At 44.1% G+C, this 16,404-nt stretch carries 21 protein-coding genes; 8 read left to right on the top strand and 13 right to left on the bottom strand.

Features of this window, described 5'->3' with window-relative positions:
• Positions 1-9: 9 nt before the first annotated feature.
• From D1151_RS11095 to D1151_RS17060, 8 genes are read right to left on the bottom strand one after another with little or no spacing between them, the layout of a single operon-like run.
• Entirely contained in the window at positions 10-1,977 is a 1,968-nt protein-coding gene (locus tag D1151_RS11095; protein WP_161908943.1) for a DNA polymerase, read from the bottom strand.
• A gap of 42 nt (positions 1,978-2,019) precedes the next feature.
• Positions 2,020-2,631, bottom strand: a complete 612-nt coding sequence (locus tag D1151_RS11090) for a DUF2815 family protein (protein WP_201759583.1) — start codon at positions 2,629-2,631, stop codon at positions 2,020-2,022.
• A complete protein-coding gene (locus tag D1151_RS11085) occupies positions 2,632-3,807 on the bottom strand; it encodes a DUF2800 domain-containing protein (RefSeq protein ID WP_160202438.1) in 1,176 nt (391 codons plus the stop codon).
• The gene (locus D1151_RS11080) at positions 3,804-4,268 is read right to left on the bottom strand and encodes a hypothetical protein (protein ID WP_160202437.1); all 465 of its coding nucleotides are present in this window, start codon (positions 4,266-4,268) and stop codon (positions 3,804-3,806) included. Before D1151_RS11080 ends, D1151_RS11085 begins: the two co-directional genes overlap by 4 nt.
• A gap of 10 nt (positions 4,269-4,278) precedes the next feature.
• Positions 4,279-4,644: a hypothetical protein gene (locus D1151_RS11075; protein ID WP_160202436.1), complete on the bottom strand. Its 366-nt coding sequence runs from the start codon at positions 4,642-4,644 to the stop codon at positions 4,279-4,281.
• Entirely contained in the window at positions 4,626-4,805 is a 180-nt protein-coding gene (locus D1151_RS11070) for a hypothetical protein (protein WP_160202435.1), read from the bottom strand. The genes D1151_RS11075 and D1151_RS11070 overlap by 19 nt, the downstream gene beginning before the upstream one ends.
• On the bottom strand, positions 4,802-5,176 hold the full coding sequence (locus tag D1151_RS11065; protein ID WP_160202434.1) for a glucosaminidase domain-containing protein: 375 nt from the start codon (positions 5,174-5,176) through the stop codon (positions 4,802-4,804). The genes D1151_RS11070 and D1151_RS11065 overlap by 4 nt, the downstream gene beginning before the upstream one ends.
• A 42-nt stretch (positions 5,177-5,218) precedes the next feature.
• On the bottom strand, positions 5,219-5,341 hold the full coding sequence (locus D1151_RS17060; protein ID WP_275557944.1) for a hypothetical protein: 123 nt from the start codon (positions 5,339-5,341) through the stop codon (positions 5,219-5,221).
• Positions 5,342-5,977: 636 nt separating this feature from the next.
• Between D1151_RS17060 and D1151_RS11060 the strand changes: the two genes are divergently transcribed.
• Positions 5,978-6,187, top strand: a complete 210-nt coding sequence (locus tag D1151_RS11060; protein ID WP_160202433.1) for a hypothetical protein — start codon at positions 5,978-5,980, stop codon at positions 6,185-6,187.
• A gap of 108 nt (positions 6,188-6,295) precedes the next feature.
• Here D1151_RS11060 and D1151_RS11055 read toward each other — a convergent pair whose 3' ends face one another.
• Positions 6,296-6,496, bottom strand: coding sequence for a hypothetical protein (locus D1151_RS11055; protein ID WP_160202432.1), 201 nt, complete (start codon positions 6,494-6,496; stop codon positions 6,296-6,298).
• Positions 6,497-6,643: 147 nt separating this feature from the next.
• Here D1151_RS11055 and D1151_RS11050 point away from each other — a divergent pair, with 147 nt between their 5' ends.
• A complete protein-coding gene (locus tag D1151_RS11050) occupies positions 6,644-7,006 on the top strand; it encodes a hypothetical protein (protein ID WP_161908942.1) in 363 nt (120 codons plus the stop codon).
• Between the two features lie 424 nt (positions 7,007-7,430).
• On the opposite strand, the gene D1151_RS11045 is transcribed toward D1151_RS11050, so the two are convergent.
• Positions 7,431-7,601: a hypothetical protein gene (locus D1151_RS11045; RefSeq protein WP_161908941.1), complete on the bottom strand. Its 171-nt coding sequence runs from the start codon at positions 7,599-7,601 to the stop codon at positions 7,431-7,433.
• Between the two features lie 30 nt (positions 7,602-7,631).
• On the bottom strand, positions 7,632-7,856 hold the full coding sequence (locus D1151_RS11040) for a DUF739 family protein (RefSeq protein WP_161908940.1): 225 nt from the start codon (positions 7,854-7,856) through the stop codon (positions 7,632-7,634).
• 164 nt (positions 7,857-8,020) lie between these two features.
• On the opposite strand from D1151_RS11040, the gene D1151_RS16670 reads away from it, so the two are divergent.
• The 6 genes from D1151_RS16670 to D1151_RS11010 all read left to right on the top strand — a co-directional run bounded on the left by D1151_RS16670 (position 8,021) and on the right by D1151_RS11010 (position 14,249).
• Positions 8,021-8,578 carry a transcriptional regulator gene (locus tag D1151_RS16670; RefSeq protein ID WP_202620420.1) on the top strand — a complete coding sequence of 186 codons (558 nt, stop codon included), beginning with the start codon at positions 8,021-8,023 and terminating at the stop codon, positions 8,576-8,578.
• A gap of 426 nt (positions 8,579-9,004) precedes the next feature.
• Entirely contained in the window at positions 9,005-9,868 is an 864-nt protein-coding gene (locus D1151_RS11030; RefSeq protein ID WP_161908939.1) for an Abi family protein, read from the top strand.
• A gap of 207 nt (positions 9,869-10,075) precedes the next feature.
• The gene (locus D1151_RS11025; RefSeq protein ID WP_161908938.1) at positions 10,076-11,608 is read left to right on the top strand and encodes a recombinase family protein; all 1,533 of its coding nucleotides are present in this window, start codon (positions 10,076-10,078) and stop codon (positions 11,606-11,608) included.
• A 37-nt stretch (positions 11,609-11,645) separates the two neighbouring features.
• On the top strand, positions 11,646-12,017 hold the full coding sequence (locus D1151_RS11020; protein WP_160202423.1) for a cell wall hydrolase: 372 nt from the start codon (positions 11,646-11,648) through the stop codon (positions 12,015-12,017).
• Between the two features lie 61 nt (positions 12,018-12,078).
• The gene (locus tag D1151_RS11015) at positions 12,079-12,813 is read left to right on the top strand and encodes a hypothetical protein (protein ID WP_160202422.1); all 735 of its coding nucleotides are present in this window, start codon (positions 12,079-12,081) and stop codon (positions 12,811-12,813) included.
• A gap of 206 nt (positions 12,814-13,019) precedes the next feature.
• Complete coding sequence (locus D1151_RS11010; RefSeq protein ID WP_161908937.1) at positions 13,020-14,249, top strand: hypothetical protein; 1,230 nt, start codon at positions 13,020-13,022, stop codon at positions 14,247-14,249.
• Between the two features lie 262 nt (positions 14,250-14,511).
• Here D1151_RS11010 and D1151_RS11005 read toward each other — a convergent pair whose 3' ends face one another.
• Positions 14,512-15,081, bottom strand: a complete 570-nt coding sequence (locus D1151_RS11005) for a TIGR01440 family protein (RefSeq protein WP_160202420.1) — start codon at positions 15,079-15,081, stop codon at positions 14,512-14,514.
• A 47-nt stretch (positions 15,082-15,128) separates the two neighbouring features.
• Positions 15,129-16,379: an adenosylhomocysteinase gene (locus tag D1151_RS11000; protein WP_160202419.1), complete on the bottom strand. Its 1,251-nt coding sequence runs from the start codon at positions 16,377-16,379 to the stop codon at positions 15,129-15,131.
• Between the last annotated feature and the right edge of the window lie 25 nt (positions 16,380-16,404).

Here is a 16,404-nt window from a genome sequence, read left to right as displayed (position 1 = left end):
GCCTGCCTCCTAATCTTTCATGTAATAGCTTCCTTCAAATCCTGCGCCCTTTAAGATGAGCCCTGGCGCCCAAGAGATAGACTGTGCCATCAAGCCGCAGATTTCATCTACCGTCACGTCCATCGGTGCGTCGATGATAACCTCATCGTGCACATGAAAAACAACCTGCAGTCCTTTTTCATCGATTCTGCGCAGTGTCTCCGCCAAACAATCTCTTGCGATTGCCTGTACGATATTTTCTGTCAGCTTTCCTCCGTAGGTCGATTCCTCTCCCCATTTTTTGTTCTGACCAAGCCCATAGTAATGCACCGCCTCTCGCCCGAACCGATTTTCTTTCAATGATGGCTGCGGATAGAATAGCTTTCTACCACTGGGAAGCTGTATGGTCATAAATGTCTGACCGTAAACTAAATCGCCTTCCATCGATAAAATCAATCCGTGAGTTACCTCTGTTTGTGCCGTTTTTACTACGGATACAGCTGCAGCTCCAACGTCTGCCCACAACTTTACAATGTGCGGGTTCGCCTGCCTCCATCTGCTCACGATATCCGGTAGTTCCTCTTGGCTAAGCCCCATCGAAAGCGCACCCATTGCTTCAAGTGCTGCAGTACCGCCCTGGTATCCGAGCGCAAGTGTTGCGACTTTTCCCTTCTGCCGTAGACTGTATTCAGGGTTTCCTTTCGATATCTTTTCAATTGGCACATGGAACATCTGAGATGCTGTCGCTTCATAGATTTTCCCGTGCGTGGCAAATACTTCATTCACCCACGTCTCTCCTGCAAGCCAGGCGATGACTCTCGCCTCGATGGCAGAAAAGTCCGCCACAACAAATTTATACCCCTCTGAAGGGATAAACGCCGTTCGGATTAGCTGCGATAAGGTATCCGGCACATTGCCGTAAATCATTTTGACCCCAGCGTAGTTTTCTGCTTTGACCAGGTTTCTTGCGCCGTCAAGGGTGGAAATATAGTTTCTCGGGAGATTCTGCATCTGCACCAGTCTCCCTGCCCATCTACCAGTTCTGTTAGCTCCATAAAACTGCATTAGTCCACGGATACGTCCGTCTTCACCCTGTGCGGTTTTCATGGTGACATACTTTTTAATCGACGTCTTTCCAAGCTGCTGGCGAATCTCGAGTACTCTGCGCACGTCTTCAGGCAGCTCCTCTGCCAACAGTTCTCCAACTGTTGCTTTCTGCAGGTTGGGAATCTCCTTTCCGAGTTTTTCTGTCAGCCAGGGCAGCAGCTGCGCCGGGCTATTTGGATTATCAAGCCCGGTCAGATTTGCCGCCTCCCGAAGCAGTACTTCTCCACTAATATCGTTAATCTGCAGCGCGCCGTCTATCATCTTGCTGTCAGCATTTACGCCATAAGCGTTCATGAGGACGTCCCTTTGCCAAAGACGCTCTTCCATTTCAGGAACTGGAAATAACGATAGCCTGTCTAAAATAGCTCTTTCGGTTACAACGTCCTGCACGCAGTATTCTTTGAACAGCTCCCATTTCTCCGGCGCATGTTGCGGCAAGTTCCAGGTTCTGCCGCTATTCGTCTTTGTGGGCTTACAAGGTGTGCAGAAATATTTAATCAGCGCCTTTCCTGTCATCAGCTTCTTTTTATCCTGCGGAAGACCGATTGCATTTCCTGCTGCCTCAAGCCCGGAGGGATACCCGCAGTAAAGACCGTGTATCATTGTGCATCGCCACTGCTCGATCGGCGTCTTATATCCCGCCTTGTTCAGGCAGTACCACTCGAAAGCTGCATTATACGCGTGTTTAACCACATTGTCATCATTCAGGGCATCAACCAGTTTTTTCGGCATTTCCTCTTGCGTTAGGTCAATCAGTCTCACCGGCTCTTCGCCCCACTGATAGGCAAAGAGGAGGATTTCAAAATCCTCCGCCTCAGCATATCTGTAAGCTCCTGCCTTTTTGATATCCACGCTGCTCTTTGTCTCAATATCAATACTAAGATGTACCATCCTCGAATCTCCTTACAAACGGGAGCACTCTGCTCCCACAAATTACATTGCTTTTCCGGTAATTGGGTCAATCTGTACGCCGGACATCTGCGGATGCGCCTGTGTAACCGGCGTCGGACTGCCAAACGCCTGCGCTGCACTCGGCGCCCCTCCGGAAAGAGGTTCTCCATCCTCCAGTTTCTGCACCGGACCCAAGCTACAGCCAATGCCTTTCTTGCCGCCGTAGACATATGGAAAGAAAGTCACATTCACTCTGCCATAGACGCCGCTATACATTTCTGACTGGTTGATGATTGGATTCCCCATCTTATCAACCACTTCAGGGGCATGATCCACGCTGGCTCTTGCTGTAAATACCCAATGCCCTTTACATTCTGGGCCGAACTCAGTTCCATCAGAAGGCTTCACCCCGTCTCCATCATAGATAGGAGTCGGAACAATCGGCGGCATTACACCATTCCACTTGTCGGTAACACCTCTCTGCTTTGCGACTTCGATAGCTGCATCGATTCTTGCTTTTGTATCCACATCTGTTTTTGGTACCAGCACGGTTGTACTGTACTTTTCCTCCTGGCCTGGCTGAAAAGCGTACGGCTTAAAAACGTGCACGAATGATAATCTTACTCTACCTGTTGTTACATTTGTCATATCCATTTATTTTTCCTCCTTAAATGCCTCTTCGGCTGTTACTATATTTGTGATGGCTTCTCTTTTGTCTGATTCCGGTACCAGCGCCGGCTTTCCCGGCTTCTTTATGACATATTCACCTGCGATAGCAGTGAATTCTTTCTTGCCCACGACCTTTTCCACCTGCGCAAGGCTGAGAGGCTTTCTCTCCCAAAGCAGCGCTTCGCTAATGCCTCCTTTTGTAAGCGCCGCAAAGGCGGTATCCATGTCTATCCAGTCTCTGGATCCCCTGCCCTCGACAGCTTTCCACCCAGGAATCTCTTTTCCTGCAAGGCACTGTGATAGAGCATAGTCTTTCAGATCGGCCAGCCACTTCGCCACATCTTCACCCTGTTTCAAAAACGCCCCAACTTCGTCATTGGTAATCAGCGGTGGCTTCTTGTCTGTGAAGAACGCCAGCTTTACATTATGCTCGGCCCTTGCTCTGCACTGCGTCTTTGCCCTGCAGAATCTGCAGGCACTTTCCTCCGGATGAAATGGTGCGTCTTCCTTCAGAGCTTCCTTTGCAGCCGCCTCTGCGCAATCTGCAAATACCATCAGTCCTTCAGTCGTACACGTCCACTCTGATGCGTCTGAAGAAAGCCTTGGCTGTACGATGGCCATATGGATGCGTTTGATTGGATACAGCATTCCGTAGGCAGCGTAGGCGCCAAGCGCATAAAGCTGCAGCTGCGGATTTCTCTCAGCATCAACCTTTACGCCCTTCCCATATTTAAGGTCTATGACGCAAAGAGTATCACCGGAGATTAAGATACAGTCTGCAGTGCCAAACCCTTCCGGCACCCACCGGCTGAAATCCACCCGGTCCTCGATGATGACGCTGGGTTTTGCGTCAAAACTCAACGCCAGACGTTTTATATAGTCCAGGTAATCATCGGTGTATCCCATCATTTCATCGTCCCAAAGCGGATTTTCTTTCAGCTTTTTGATATCCGCGTTCAGCTTCCGCTTTCCACACTCTTTCGTATAAAAATAATTGCGAAGTTTGAGTTCTGCCAGTTCATGTGCCAGCGTACCCTCTCTGGCTGCTTCAGATGTGGTATCTGGAAACTGCTGCTCAAGGTGCACGCTTCCAGGACAGGTCATCCATCGGTGAGAACTCGATGCACTTAAAACTGCATGGCTTCTTTCCGCATGACTCATATCTGTGCCCCCATTCCTCTAAGCGCCGTAGCAAAGGCCCCGTACTGTCCTTTTGGTAGCTCCGGTAAGGCGATTACCCCAAACTGCTGTAAGAGTTCCTGCAGTTGCGGCTGCATGCCCTGCTGCATCAACCCCATTGCGGCAGTCGCAAGCTCATCAAGGCTATATGTTCTTTCCTTTGTTGCAATCGGCGCAGCCGGTGCAATGGCCTGCCCTGCAGGTTTTGCCACCGGGCTTGCCGGATCAGGCTGCTGCGCCGGTTCTACTTTGCCAGGCACATTTTCTGCTGGCTCTACAGCAGGCTCCGGTTTTACTTCCGGCACCGCTGCTAATGTATCGGGATAGCTGCAGCACATCTTTTCGTTCTGCACTGGTTCTTCTTCGTTTAACAGCGCAAGGAGCGCTCCGCTACTTACTGCAAGTCTTCCTTCTTCTCTTGTCATTTCAATGATAACTTTCATAGTCTCCTCCTTAAATCTCTCCGCCTATAGTCAGCGGTAGTTCTATTAAATTAAGTTTCTCAGCGTATACATTCAGTCGTTCTTGGGCTTCGCACCAGTCATCGGTGTCCGGGTTGACCCTCTTAATCGAAACGTTTTCATTGCCTTTTGTTCTCAAATCTGCTCTACGACACTTCCTTTTTACGGTACTGAAATATCCCACGTAGCATTTTCCGGATTCTTCTTCGACAGCTGCTAGGATCCCTGATTTATCGGGTGCACGGTAAATGTGTACTATAGAAAATGTTCCTTTACTACCTGGCCGAAGTATGGTACAATTAGATTGTTTGATAGGATCGGCTGCTTCGCAGTCGGTCTTTATTTTTTGTTCTGACATGCTTCTTCCTCCTCGTGATATCCTTTTCGACTTCCTGTGCGTTTTTCGAGTTCATCCTCATACCATTCTCTAGGTAACCCTCCAACAGGGCACATCCCGTTTTTATCCATCCAAATGGCATTTTTTAGTTCATTAATCGTCATTCTTTCTAGCAAGCTCATAACTCGTTCTCCTCTCTCATCAGTTCCTGCACTGCTTCCGCCCATGCCTCCGCATTGACCGGGCAATACTTCTTGCTAATTTTCTCTACGTCATCGTATCCTTTGCCAAAATAATTCCTGGCCAGATTTCCTACGAATGCGTCAACGCCATCTTCCAAGCTGTCATATGTAATGGGCACTTCATCAACGCTCATACCGCCGACATTGTTACACTCGGTAAAGGCTGCACTGGTAAAGTTTCCTGTTTCCAGTCTTGCTATTGCAAGCGGAATATCCGGTTCGATGTCGTGCTCCCGGCAAGCTCGCACTATCATCTCCTGCACTGATGGCGTATAGATTCCTTCTGCTGGTTCAGGCTTGTCCGTTTCCACTACTTGCTCTGGCCAGCAATCTCTTACTACCGGGACTGACTTTCAAACCGGGATTGCCGCCCAACCACAAAGGCAAATCCACAGCATCGCAATGCCGGCTGCCCATGCCAGGCTCCAGCCTGTCCACCAAATGGGACTAAACTTCCTGATTTTGTACTTTTTCATACTGTACTCCTTTCTATTGTTTTCTACTGTTAATTTCTCTCTTCACTTCATCGGACAGACTATCCCAGCACCGGCTCATTATCTCGCTAAGTGAATCAGATATCTTTAGCTCGTTAAAATATGTAACATCTCCCGAGTCGTGAACGACTTTATACTTGTATCCTTCTAAGTCTGAGACAGTTCTGACCATGGTTTCCCTCCTTTCTTTATCGTATGAGCAAAGAACTTTGTCCTATGCTTCAGAGTACTACCTTGCTCGTGTATTTATCGCAGACATTATCCTGACTCTACGATTGTGATACTAGACCACTTTGATGTCATATCTCGTTTAATACGACTTTTATCATATACAATGTTGCAATTGCTTTGGATTTTGTGATATAATCTCTAACGAATAAGCGTAACTCCTTATTCAGCAAATATACCAATGGCGGCGGAAAGTGTGTAAATATATTTCTGCCGCCAAAACTCTTTCAGGCTCATACGAAATCGACAACTTTAGAAAATCCACCACTCTCATCTCTTCCTTTCCCTTCTCAATTTCTCTTTCGTTTTGCTTGTCCGATTCTCCGCCTTGTTTTATAATGGATACACAGACCATTGCCGTGGTCGAGTAGTTAAATAAGGAGGTATTTTATGAATCAAGAGTTTTTCCAAGACGCTTGTAAAAGAGCTGATGCATCTTTCTCTTCACTAATTGAATCTGAGATGGACTCCCTTGCAACAAGACTAAAAAATGTACAAAAGGAAGATGTTTATCTCAATATCGCTGTTGAAGTACTCTCATTGTCTAAAAAATATACTAAGATTCTTGCTCAAGAGCTTCTTGTAAACGACAGCGAATAACATTTACAATATGATTCACATCCGGCTGAGTTTGTAGTTCTTTTACAATGTCAGCCGCTTCTTTTGCATCAATCTTTATGACAATTTCCACAGTTATTCACCCCCTCCTCAAATCTTCGATAGGTATTTGATTTCCGCATCAAATACAGTCTGTACAGCGTTCTCAAGCTTAGAATAACTCTCAGACAATATTGCGTTTTCTTCGGCATCTATATTTTTCTGATACGACTCTGCAAGTTCTCTTCTAAACTTTGAGAGCGTTTCAATTCTTTCCATTGCCTTGATTTTTATTGCCACGTTCCTGTTCACACGTTTTCGCCTCCCTCTTTAAAAATTCCTTTTTACCCTGCGTCTTTTGTTTTTGTAAAAACTTTTTCCGGTCCGCCTTTCTCTCTTATGCTTGTTCACAATTTATTGCTATGATATAATTTCCTTATCAATACCAAGGAGATTATTATGGCATCCATCAAAGATCAGGAAAAACTTCTCAATTCTCTCATTCATCAGAATGACCTTGAAATATCTGATGAAACATTAGAATATCTTCGCAATCCTACTACGCCAGAAGGGGCAAAGCTGGATGTGCTTATCGACTTAATGTCTAATACGATGCGTTCCCTAGAGGAAACAAACAAGCGACTTGATATCCAACATCAAGAACACATTGAGTATCAACAAAAAGCCGAAGTTTGGCGTAAGGAAGATTTAAAAAGCAATAAATTTTCAAATAGAATTGGCATAGCTACCCTCATCGCTACTATCACCGGTATTTTCGTCGGAGGGGCTATTACCATTGGTGTACAATTATTAACAGGTTAATTGCCAGTAAAGAGACCGTTATCGTATTTCCAAGGGCTGACCAAGCAAATGTCCTTAAAGTCTTGGTAATTAAATGTACCTGCTTTTCTATGTGCATATTACTTTCTTTAAGCCGCCTGATTTCTTTCTCAATATCCACTCCTTCACCTCCCTCTTCAAATTACTTCTTACGTTTAGTTTTCATTGCTTTTTCCCATTTTCCAACTTATAATGTACTTACAAGTCGTTATTGCAACCGAACACAAAGAAAATGATACTATTATGAAAATGGATCCCGAATTGCACGAAGCAATCATGAACGCTACCAAAAGCGATGCCGCCAAAATAATCGAATACTTAGAAGCTGAAAAGCGTAAAAGCCGAGTTAAAAACATTGTCATGTTTGTGAGTACTGTAATTGCTGCTATCGCATCAGTTGCGGCCTTTATTCTTCAAATTCTTTAGATTCTGACGTCTTTGTCAGCAAGATTGCACTTCTTGCTATCACACTGAGGTAGTACAAAACTCCCGCTCGGTAATCTCTTTTTCGTCCGGATTGGTAAAATTTCTCCGGCGGGAGTATATATACTTCTTCCGGCTTTATCTTGTCTTTCATCGTTTTCACCTCCCTCTTCAAAGTGCTAAGTTAAAAATTTTGAACTATCTTTGTAAAAAAAAACGATTGTATGTCCTCGTTTTTTATACCCAGAAGCTCAGCCGCCGTACAAATTTCATTCTGCTTCCAAAAAACTTTTCCATTAAGTTTTAGGGATAGTGAACGCTCGGATAACCCCATATCCTTTGCAAATTTTGCATTTGTCCCATACTTTTCAACGATTTTTCCCCTTAGCTTGCTATAGTCGAATGACATTATCTCACCTCTTTTCTTGGTTCAATATTTTGAACTTTATCTTAATATATCATCACAGCTCCTCTTTGTCAACACTGCAATTCAATTTTTTTAACTTTTTTGTTTTGACTATTGAACTTTTGTTCATTATGTGTTATATTGATAGAAAAAATGGAGATGCAAATATGAAAAGATACACCACCGCAGAGCGTTTAAAGGAAATAATGAACTCTCGTAATCTTCGTCAAGTTGACATTTTGTCGTTAGCTTTACCTTACTGCGAAGAATACGGCGTTAAGATGAATAAATCTGATTTGAGTCAATATGTTTCTGGTAAGGTCGAACCAAATCAAGACAAACTCGCTATTCTTGGCATGGCACTTGGAGTCAATGAAACTTGGTTAATGGGATTCAATGTTCCTATGGGAAGATTTTACGAAAAGATGGACGTTTGCACCTCTTCATCGCCGGAAGCCTACTCAACCACTTCTGATATCGTTGCTTTGCTGCAGGATGAATCCGAAGAAATTCAGCGGGACGCACTCGCACTCATGGAATGTTTTGTAAGCTGCGACGCATATAGCAAAGGTAGGCTGCTCGCATATGCACAGGGACTAAATCATGGTTCAATTGATAATGATTATGAAGAAATCCGGCAGGAAGTGATAAAAGCACGGGAAGAGCGAAAACGCAAAAGCTGTGAACAATTAGAAGATTGTGCGCCCGTCAAAGAATCAGTTTAGCTTGTTTTCGAATTAATTCCTTTGCAGATATGTAATTTCTGCAAAAGAATTAGAAAATAATAAAAATTAATTTAGCCCCCTCTTCTCTTGCTGTGTTGTAAATAATGAGATCTTCTACTTTATCATAAACTGCCAATAAATAGGTGTGCTTTAAATCTTTATATTGCCTTTTCATAACATGCCCTCTCTTTTTAGATTACGGGCACACGATTATAAGTATATGGAATTAAGATTTATTTTGATAGGGTCTATTTTCGGAGGTTGGCAAAATGGTGAATCACTTTGCTGCGCATCACGCTGAACTGTATAAATACATTTTTTACCATTGACATTTTGGGAGATTTCGCATATACTATGTACTAACAGAAGCTCCCGCACCTCTCAATGATGTGTCAAATGGGAGCACATTTATTTTTTGGAGAAACTATGAAACTAAAAGAAGCAACTACTTTTGAGGAGCAGATTGAATTACTCGAACAAAAGAATATCCTCATAGATAATCGCGAACAATGCCTTAATCTGTTGAAAAGAATTAACTATTATAGACTGTCTGCTTATTATTTGCCGTATAAAGGTCCTGATGGAAAATGTATTTACAACATTCCCTTTTCGCAAATCGCAGAAATTTATGAGTTTGACAAAGAACTTCGAAAGTTAATTCTATCTACCATTGAGCAGATTGAAATCTTTCTCAGAACACAAGTGTCATACTACTACGTACATAAATATGGACCTGATGGTTATATGTCCCCAAAGGTATACAACAAAAAACACAATCACGCCCTTTTCTCTAAGCACGTTACATCATGTATAAGCGAAAACAGCAAGACTCTTGTTGTACAGCACCATATACAAAAATATAATGGCAAATTCCCATTATGGGTAATCATTGAATTTTTCTCGATCGGAATGCTTTCTCACTTTTATCGAGGAATGAGTAACCCTGATAAAGCGGCATTAGCTAAGTCGCTCTATGGTGTAAACTATCAAACTATGGACAGTTGGTTACGTTGTTTAACAGACTTAAGAAACAGGTGCGCTCATTACTCAAGATTATATTACGTAAAATTCCCTGCAATGCCGAAAATGCCAAAAGGTGAAAGCTACGTGCCTACTCGTAGACTTTTTGCTCAATTTTATATGTTGAAACTGATGTATCCTGAAAAAGATAAATGGAATAATGACGTTTTAAAACAATTAGATAAGCTGATAAAAAAATACACGCCGTACATCAGCCGAAATCATCTTGATTTCCCCTATCATTGGAAATCATTACTAACCATAAAGTAACCCTTTAGGAGACCACCCATGCACCCCAACCTCGCTAACGACCTATACTCCATCTACCTCCGCAAGTCCCGTGAGGACATGGAAGCGGAGCTGCACAACGCAACTCAACTTAAGCAATCATGTTGTGTCATTGCAGCCCTTAAAAATCAAGTTTTAGAGGTATTTTTGTATCCTTTTTCATAAAATGCCCTCAAGGAGGAGTCCACCATGAAACCAATGGAACTATGGAACACATACATGTACCTGCGCAAGTCCAGGAAAGACGAGCAGCACCTCGATGAACCCATCGAAGTGACTCTTGCCCGTCACCACGACACCCTGAACAGGCTGGCAAAGGCGAAAAGCCTGAACGTTGTCAAAGTCTATAAAGAAGTGCAGACCGGCGATAGCATCGCAGTAAGACCTATGATGTTGGAACTTCTCGCCGACATCGAAGAAGGACTTGTCGATGCAGTTCTCGTCATGGACATCGACAGACTTGGTCGCGGCGACCTGCAGGATCAGGGCTATATCCTGAACCTCTTCAAGAGGAAACATGTTCGCATCATCACGCCTGACAAAACCTATGACCTTTCCGATGAGACAGACGAAGACATGTTCGACTTCAAGGCATTTTTCGCCCGAAAAGAGCTTGTCACCATCAAGCGCCGTTTTGCCCGCGGAAAACAGGCAAGTCTCAACGCCGGCAATTATATTGGCACTAATGCCCCGTTCGGGTACCGCAAGGAAAACAAAACCCTTTGCATTGTGGAAGAGGAAGCCAAAATCATAAAGCTGATGTTTGACCTCTACGTAAACAAAGGCTACGGCGATACCCGTATCGCCCGGTACCTAAAAGACCACGGCATAAAAAACCATAATGGAGCAGACTGGCAGCGCACCACCATTCGCAGGATTCTCAACAACCCTATTTACATCGGAAAAGTCGCATGGAATAAGCGGGATTTCACCTATAAAGACGGGCGCCGCGTTGGCAGCACACTGAAATCCATCGAAGACTGGAATATTTACGAAGGTAAACACGAGGGCATCATCGATGAAGAAACATTCTGGAAGGCGCAGGACCTTGCCAAAGAGCGCATCGTACCGCACATCTATTCTCGGAACCTGAGCAATCCCCTTTCCTATCTTATCAAGTGCAGCGCCTGCGGTCGCACCATGAGTCAGCGCTCCTCCACCAAGAAAAAGCCTACCCTGCGTTGTTCTCAAAGCTGTGGAGGCGTAATGTCCACTTACATAGATATCGTCGAAGAGCGGCTCATTTCGCAGGTCAGAGACATACTCGAAGGGCTGCAGTGGAAGTACCGCGACATTGACCCGGCAGCTGAACTGGAAGAAGAGATTGCCCTTACCTCGCAGGTCATCGAAAACGCCAGGAAAGAAATTAAAAAGCTGATGGAAAAGCGCCAACGTCAGTATGACTTACTGGAAGAAGGAACTTACACCTCGGAAGATTTTCTGCAGCGTGGAAAAGTAATCGCTGCTGCCACGGAAAAAGAGTACGCTCTCATCAGCGAAGCAGAGGAAAAAATAAAGATACTGGAAGAGAAAAAACTGCATTCTGAAAACACGCTGCCGAGAATCACCTCCGCAATGGAATTTATCAACCACGTTTATGAAAATCTGGATCCGCAGCACAAAAATGAGTTTTTATGCGGTCTCATCGACTACGTTGTGTACGATAAGCCAAAAGGCTCTAATCCGCTAGATTTCAAGCTTGAGATACATCTCAAGTTATAAAAAATGCCCGTGGTGGTAAACTAGAGCGCATATAGGTATGCGCGCTGTCGCAACAGTGATTATGAATCGCGCTACAATAGATTACGGTGAGTTTGCCCGCGTTAGCAATGGCGGCGACATTCGCGCCATCATTTTACAGCAGGGGCAGTTTGTATGTCTGCGCGAGTCTATAGGCGGCACTTACAACAGGCAAAATATTTATAATATGACCCCGACACAAGAGCATTATGATATTGTAGACTGGGCAATGGGCGGCGGCAGGCTGCCCGGTGTGGATGGTTCTCTATTCTTTCACAACCCTTACAGCCCAACCTGTCCCACCTATTTCCCTACAAATGTGGGCGTGATTCATAACCGAATCGGTGATCACTGCTTTTATCTTCCAACTTCCTATTATGCCAATACTTAATGACAACCGAATCAAAAATCGACATTCCTATGTTATAAAAATTTAAAGCGAGGTAATTTATATGGCAACATTATGTAATGCAAAAAGCGGATGCGGTAACGTGTCCCTGCAGCCAAAACCAATAGATAACCATGATATCAATTTTGTTCCCGCACCAATTATTACTTACCCTCAAATGACAAATTGCACCAATCACCCATACACACCGCAGCAAATGCCCGGCACTTCAAATTCTCCTACCTTTCCTGGGATTGTCGCTTCAACCGTGCCAATGCCAGGTACACAAGCAGTAAATCAGAGTGGTGCAGAAACGCAGGCACCTTCCATTATTCCTGCTGCCGAAGGACCCTTCGAAACCATTCCAGGTCAGCCGGATCCTCCGGCGCTTTTCACAAATGCTAACGCAGATGCTGGAAGAGTTACTTCGTCTTCCGCAACGGGCAGCACGCAAACACCAAGCAGCAGTAGTGTTCCTCCAAGTATTCTTCCTGAAGCCCCGCAGTTTCAAGTACCTAATAATCCCCTCCTTCCGCCAGGCTATCAGGAGACAATCGATTATGAAAATCTTCAGTACTTAAACGGTTTTCTCAGAACACAGATTGGAAAGTATATGCGTGTTGAGCAGCTGGTAGGTTCCAGCAACGTTGAAGACCGATACGGTTACCTTATCGGCGTCGGCGTCAACTACATTCTGCTGCAGGAAATCGGCACAGGTAACGTCAGTGCAATCGACTACTATAATATTAAATATGTCTATATTTATTACGCAACCCCTCAACTGCCTTATTTCAGATAAATAACTCTGTACCCCGCAGATGGAAAGTTCCAAAAGACTTTCCATCTGCTTTTTTCATTAAAATATGCGAGGATAAAACCAGCAGAATCTGTCTAATTTTCCTCAAACTTGTACATGAAATTTTTAGCAAGAATATTGCATTTTTCTTCCATAAGGGGTATAATTTTTATGAAAAAAATCAATTAAGAATATGAAAGGACACAATAATGAGAAAATCAAAATTAATCAGTCTCACTCTGGCACTGGCTTTGGTTTTATCCACAGTATTTGCCGGAACAGAGAGCGTATTTGCGGATACTGTAACGCTTCCTGAAGGAAACATTACATTACAGGGAGCTCCTTTCCAGGATGCCGCTAAGTTCAAAGCTGCAGACGACACAACAGAGTTAACTCCGGTTGTTGCACAGAATTTAAACACTGTTGCAGACAAAGACCTGAATATGTATACCACCACGGAATATACAAATCAGGCAATTTATTATGCGGTAGAAATTCCAAAAGCAGGAAACTTTATCTTTGATATTTTATCTGTCGGCGATACTAATGTCTATCTGTACGAAGACCTTAATGACTCATATATCGACGCACGCCGCATTGCTGCTGCTGAGACAACAGACGACGTTCAGACTTTCTCCGTGCAGGTAAAGAAAGCTGGTACTTACTACTTAGTATTCGAGGCTGCTTACGGTAGTGCACAGAGCGCTTTCACTGTAACTTATGCACCAGCAAAAACAACCACCAGCAGCTCAACACTAAAATCCAACAAAGACTTCTATGCCTCCGTATCAGGAAGCGGTTATCGCTACTATAAAGTTACTACCGTAGGAAATAGAAAATTAACAATTTCTTTCCCTTGGGGCGATGGAACCAATTCAAAATATAAAGTAAAAATCATGGATTCCAAAAAGAAAAAGACCCTGAGTGGCGTTACAACTGTAAGCTCCTCTATCGATTATACTACTTTTGGCGCTGTTCCAAAGGGAACCTACTATGTAGCTGTTTCTACCGCTACTGATTCTTGCTACAGCATTAAGGTAAAACAGACAAAGGTGACCGAAAACAGCGGAAGCAGCAAATCAAAAGCAAAAAGCATTTCTAAAGGCGGAAAGAAAAAAGGTCTGGTTACCGCAACCCAGTCTAAGACTTCTGCTGACTGGTACAAGATTAAAGTCAACAGCAATCAGGCAGTAAACTTAGATGTTTATACAGAAACAGGCGGTTCTGGTGGAATCAAGATTACCGTTTACAGCGGTTCCAAGTCTATGGGATCTTCCGAGTTTTATAACGGAAGCAGTCCAGATTCCTATTCAGGCAGATTAGAGCTTTATACTACAATCAATGGCGTTCATATGGGATATCTGCAAAAAGGAACCTACTACATCAAGGTTACCAAATACGGTTCTGGTAATGGTTATTACGAAATTCAATGGAAATAATCCTAAATTAAAAAACAGTATGCCAAAAGGGCTCCAAGTGGAGCCCTTTTCTAATAGGTAATGTTTAGTTTCCGCAGTTGCAGAAAATGATTACTAACAGTAAGAAGAAGAACAATAAGCTAGTATCGATTCCACCTTCGTTGTTGAATAATCCACAATTGTTTGACATAATATTTCACCTGCTTCTTTCATAGATTTTACTTTACAGTATGATGAAACCGGTGTATTTGTTCCTGTCTATGTCAAAGATTTTTTCTCTTTTCTATCGCTTCACATCGCCGCCAGACAGGATATCGTCATAAACAGCGCGGCTACCGCCGATAAATTTTGGACGGGTTCTAGCGCATACCACATGCGCCTCTCCGATTTTCTTTACAGAAATGCGAACTGGCACCGCCACACGCGCGAGCTGCATACCGATTAACGTATCTCCAATATCCATACCTGCGTCCGCTTTGATTTCCTCCACAGCTACAGGATTCTTTGCGTTTTCATAAACTGCCATAGCAAAGGAGCCGCCTGCATGGGTCTGTGGTACTACATTAGCAATCTCTGTACCGGGAAGAAGAGCTTCCCTCTCCACAATAACAGCACGATTCAGGTGTTCACAGCACTGTGCCGCCAGAAAGATTCCTCTTTCCGCCAGAATCGGATAAACGCCGTCATAGACCGCTTTCGCCGCATTGAAGTCCGAACCCTTCCCAATCCGCTCTCCCTTAATTTCACTAGAAGAGCAGCCAATAATAAAGATATCGCCTTTCTGCAGCTTTGCAGCTTCTAAAAGCTCCTTCACCGCACTTGCTGCCTGCTCTCTGATTTCTTCATAAGACATTTATATCACTTCCTTAAATGAATTTGCATGTTCACATGTCGCTTCTGTTATACATTCCAGCTGGCAAGATACTTTTCCTGCTCTTCTGTCAGTGTATCAATTTCAATATCCCAAGCTGCAAGCTTTCTTCTTGCAACAACATCGTCAATTTCAGTGCTGACATCGACAACACCTTTTCCCAGCTCACTGTAATGCTCCTTGATGTACATGGCAGAAAGGGCTTGCACTGCAAAACTCATATCCATGATTTCTGCAGGGTGTCCGTCAGCTGCCGCAATGTTGACCAGACGACCTTCCCCAATAACATTGACCCATTTTCCATTTGGGAGCCTGTATCCCATAATATTCTTACGGGTTTCCTTCTTCTCTAACGCTGCTGCTTCAAGGCCTTTCATATCTACTTCGCAGTCAAAATGACCTGCATTAGTCAAAATGGCTCTGTCTTTCATGGTGAGCATATGATCCACAGTAATCGTCTTGCAGCAGCCTGTCGCCGATACAAAGATATCGCCGTAAGGCGCCGCCTTTTCCATAGTCATCACGTCAAAACCATCCATCTTGGCTTCAATGGCTTTTACAGGATTTACTTCCGTAACGATCACCTTTGCGCCCAGAGCATTTGCGCGCATTGCAATGCCTCTACTGCACCAGCCGTAGCCGACTACTACCACAGTCTTTGCTGCTACAATCAGGTTGGTGTTTCTCATGATACTGTCCCAAACGGACTGTCCAGTACCGTAACGATTATCAAACAAATGCTTGCAGTCTGCGTCGTTTACTGCAACCATAGGGAATTTCAAAATACCTTCTTTTTCCATAGCCTTTAAGCGAATGACGCCGGTAGTCGTTTCCTCACAGCCGCCCCAGACTTCTTCTGCTAAATCAGGACGCTTTGTATGCAACATGCCGACTAAATCACCGCCATCATCGATGATAATGTTTGCCTTGTGTTCAAGGCACATTTCAATATGTTTGTCATATTCTTCCGGTGTTGCACCGTGGTATGCAAATACCTTCATGCCGCTGTCTGCAAGGGCTGCTGCCACGTCATCCTGCGTAGAAAGCACATTGCTGCCTGTTACAGACATTTCCGCGCCGCCTGCCGCCAAAACCTTGCAAAGGTATGCAGTCTTCGCCTCCAAATGCACAGAAAGAGAAATTTTGATTCCCTCAAAAGGCTTCGTTTTTGAAAACTCCTCTTCCATTCCGCGAAGAAGCGGCATATTGTTTCTGACCCATTCTATTTTCTGATGCCCCGAGGGCGCCAGTGAAATATCTCTGATATCGTAATTCTCCATGATTCTGATTCCTTTTCTTATATGT

The sequence above is a fragment of the Emergencia sp. 1XD21-10 genome, assembly GCF_009936045.1.
Lineage (GTDB): Bacteria > Bacillota > Clostridia > Peptostreptococcales > Anaerovoracaceae > Senimuribacter > Senimuribacter intestinalis.
Note: the sequence above shows the minus strand (reverse complement) of the source record. Positions and strands in the feature narration are given on the sequence as shown.

Bases quoted from the DNA above. Each gene is read 5' to 3' on its own strand.
- D1151_RS11095 (WP_161908943.1), bottom strand. From the start codon at position 1,977: ATGGTACATCTTAGTATTGATATTGAGACAAAGAGCAGCGTGGATATC.
- D1151_RS11090 (WP_201759583.1), bottom strand. From the start codon at position 2,631: ATGGATATGACAAATGTAACAACAGGTAGAGTAAGATTATCATTCGTG.
- D1151_RS11085 (WP_160202438.1), bottom strand. From the start codon at position 3,807: ATGAGTCATGCGGAAAGAAGCCATGCAGTTTTAAGTGCATCGAGTTCT.
- D1151_RS11080 (WP_160202437.1), bottom strand. From the start codon at position 4,268: ATGAAAGTTATCATTGAAATGACAAGAGAAGAAGGAAGACTTGCAGTA.
- D1151_RS11075 (WP_160202436.1), bottom strand. From the start codon at position 4,644: ATGTCAGAACAAAAAATAAAGACCGACTGCGAAGCAGCCGATCCTATC.
- D1151_RS11070 (WP_160202435.1), bottom strand. From the start codon at position 4,805: ATGAGCTTGCTAGAAAGAATGACGATTAATGAACTAAAAAATGCCATT.
- D1151_RS17060 (WP_275557944.1), bottom strand. From the start codon at position 5,341: ATGAAAAAGTACAAAATCAGGAAGTTTAGTCCCATTTGGTGGACAGGC.
- D1151_RS11060 (WP_160202433.1), top strand. From the start codon at position 5,978: ATGAATCAAGAGTTTTTCCAAGACGCTTGTAAAAGAGCTGATGCATCT.
- D1151_RS11050 (WP_161908942.1), top strand. From the start codon at position 6,644: ATGGCATCCATCAAAGATCAGGAAAAACTTCTCAATTCTCTCATTCAT.
- D1151_RS11045 (WP_161908941.1), bottom strand. From the start codon at position 7,601: ATGAAAGACAAGATAAAGCCGGAAGAAGTATATATACTCCCGCCGGAG.
- D1151_RS11040 (WP_161908940.1), bottom strand. From the start codon at position 7,856: ATGTCATTCGACTATAGCAAGCTAAGGGGAAAAATCGTTGAAAAGTAT.
- D1151_RS16670 (WP_202620420.1), top strand. From the start codon at position 8,021: ATGAAAAGATACACCACCGCAGAGCGTTTAAAGGAAATAATGAACTCT.
- D1151_RS11030 (WP_161908939.1), top strand. From the start codon at position 9,005: ATGAAACTAAAAGAAGCAACTACTTTTGAGGAGCAGATTGAATTACTC.
- D1151_RS11025 (WP_161908938.1), top strand. From the start codon at position 10,076: ATGAAACCAATGGAACTATGGAACACATACATGTACCTGCGCAAGTCC.
- D1151_RS11020 (WP_160202423.1), top strand. From the start codon at position 11,646: ATGCGCGCTGTCGCAACAGTGATTATGAATCGCGCTACAATAGATTAC.
- D1151_RS11015 (WP_160202422.1), top strand. From the start codon at position 12,079: ATGGCAACATTATGTAATGCAAAAAGCGGATGCGGTAACGTGTCCCTG.
- D1151_RS11010 (WP_161908937.1), top strand. From the start codon at position 13,020: ATGAGAAAATCAAAATTAATCAGTCTCACTCTGGCACTGGCTTTGGTT.
- D1151_RS11005 (WP_160202420.1), bottom strand. From the start codon at position 15,081: ATGTCTTATGAAGAAATCAGAGAGCAGGCAGCAAGTGCGGTGAAGGAG.
- D1151_RS11000 (WP_160202419.1), bottom strand. From the start codon at position 16,379: ATGGAGAATTACGATATCAGAGATATTTCACTGGCGCCCTCGGGGCAT.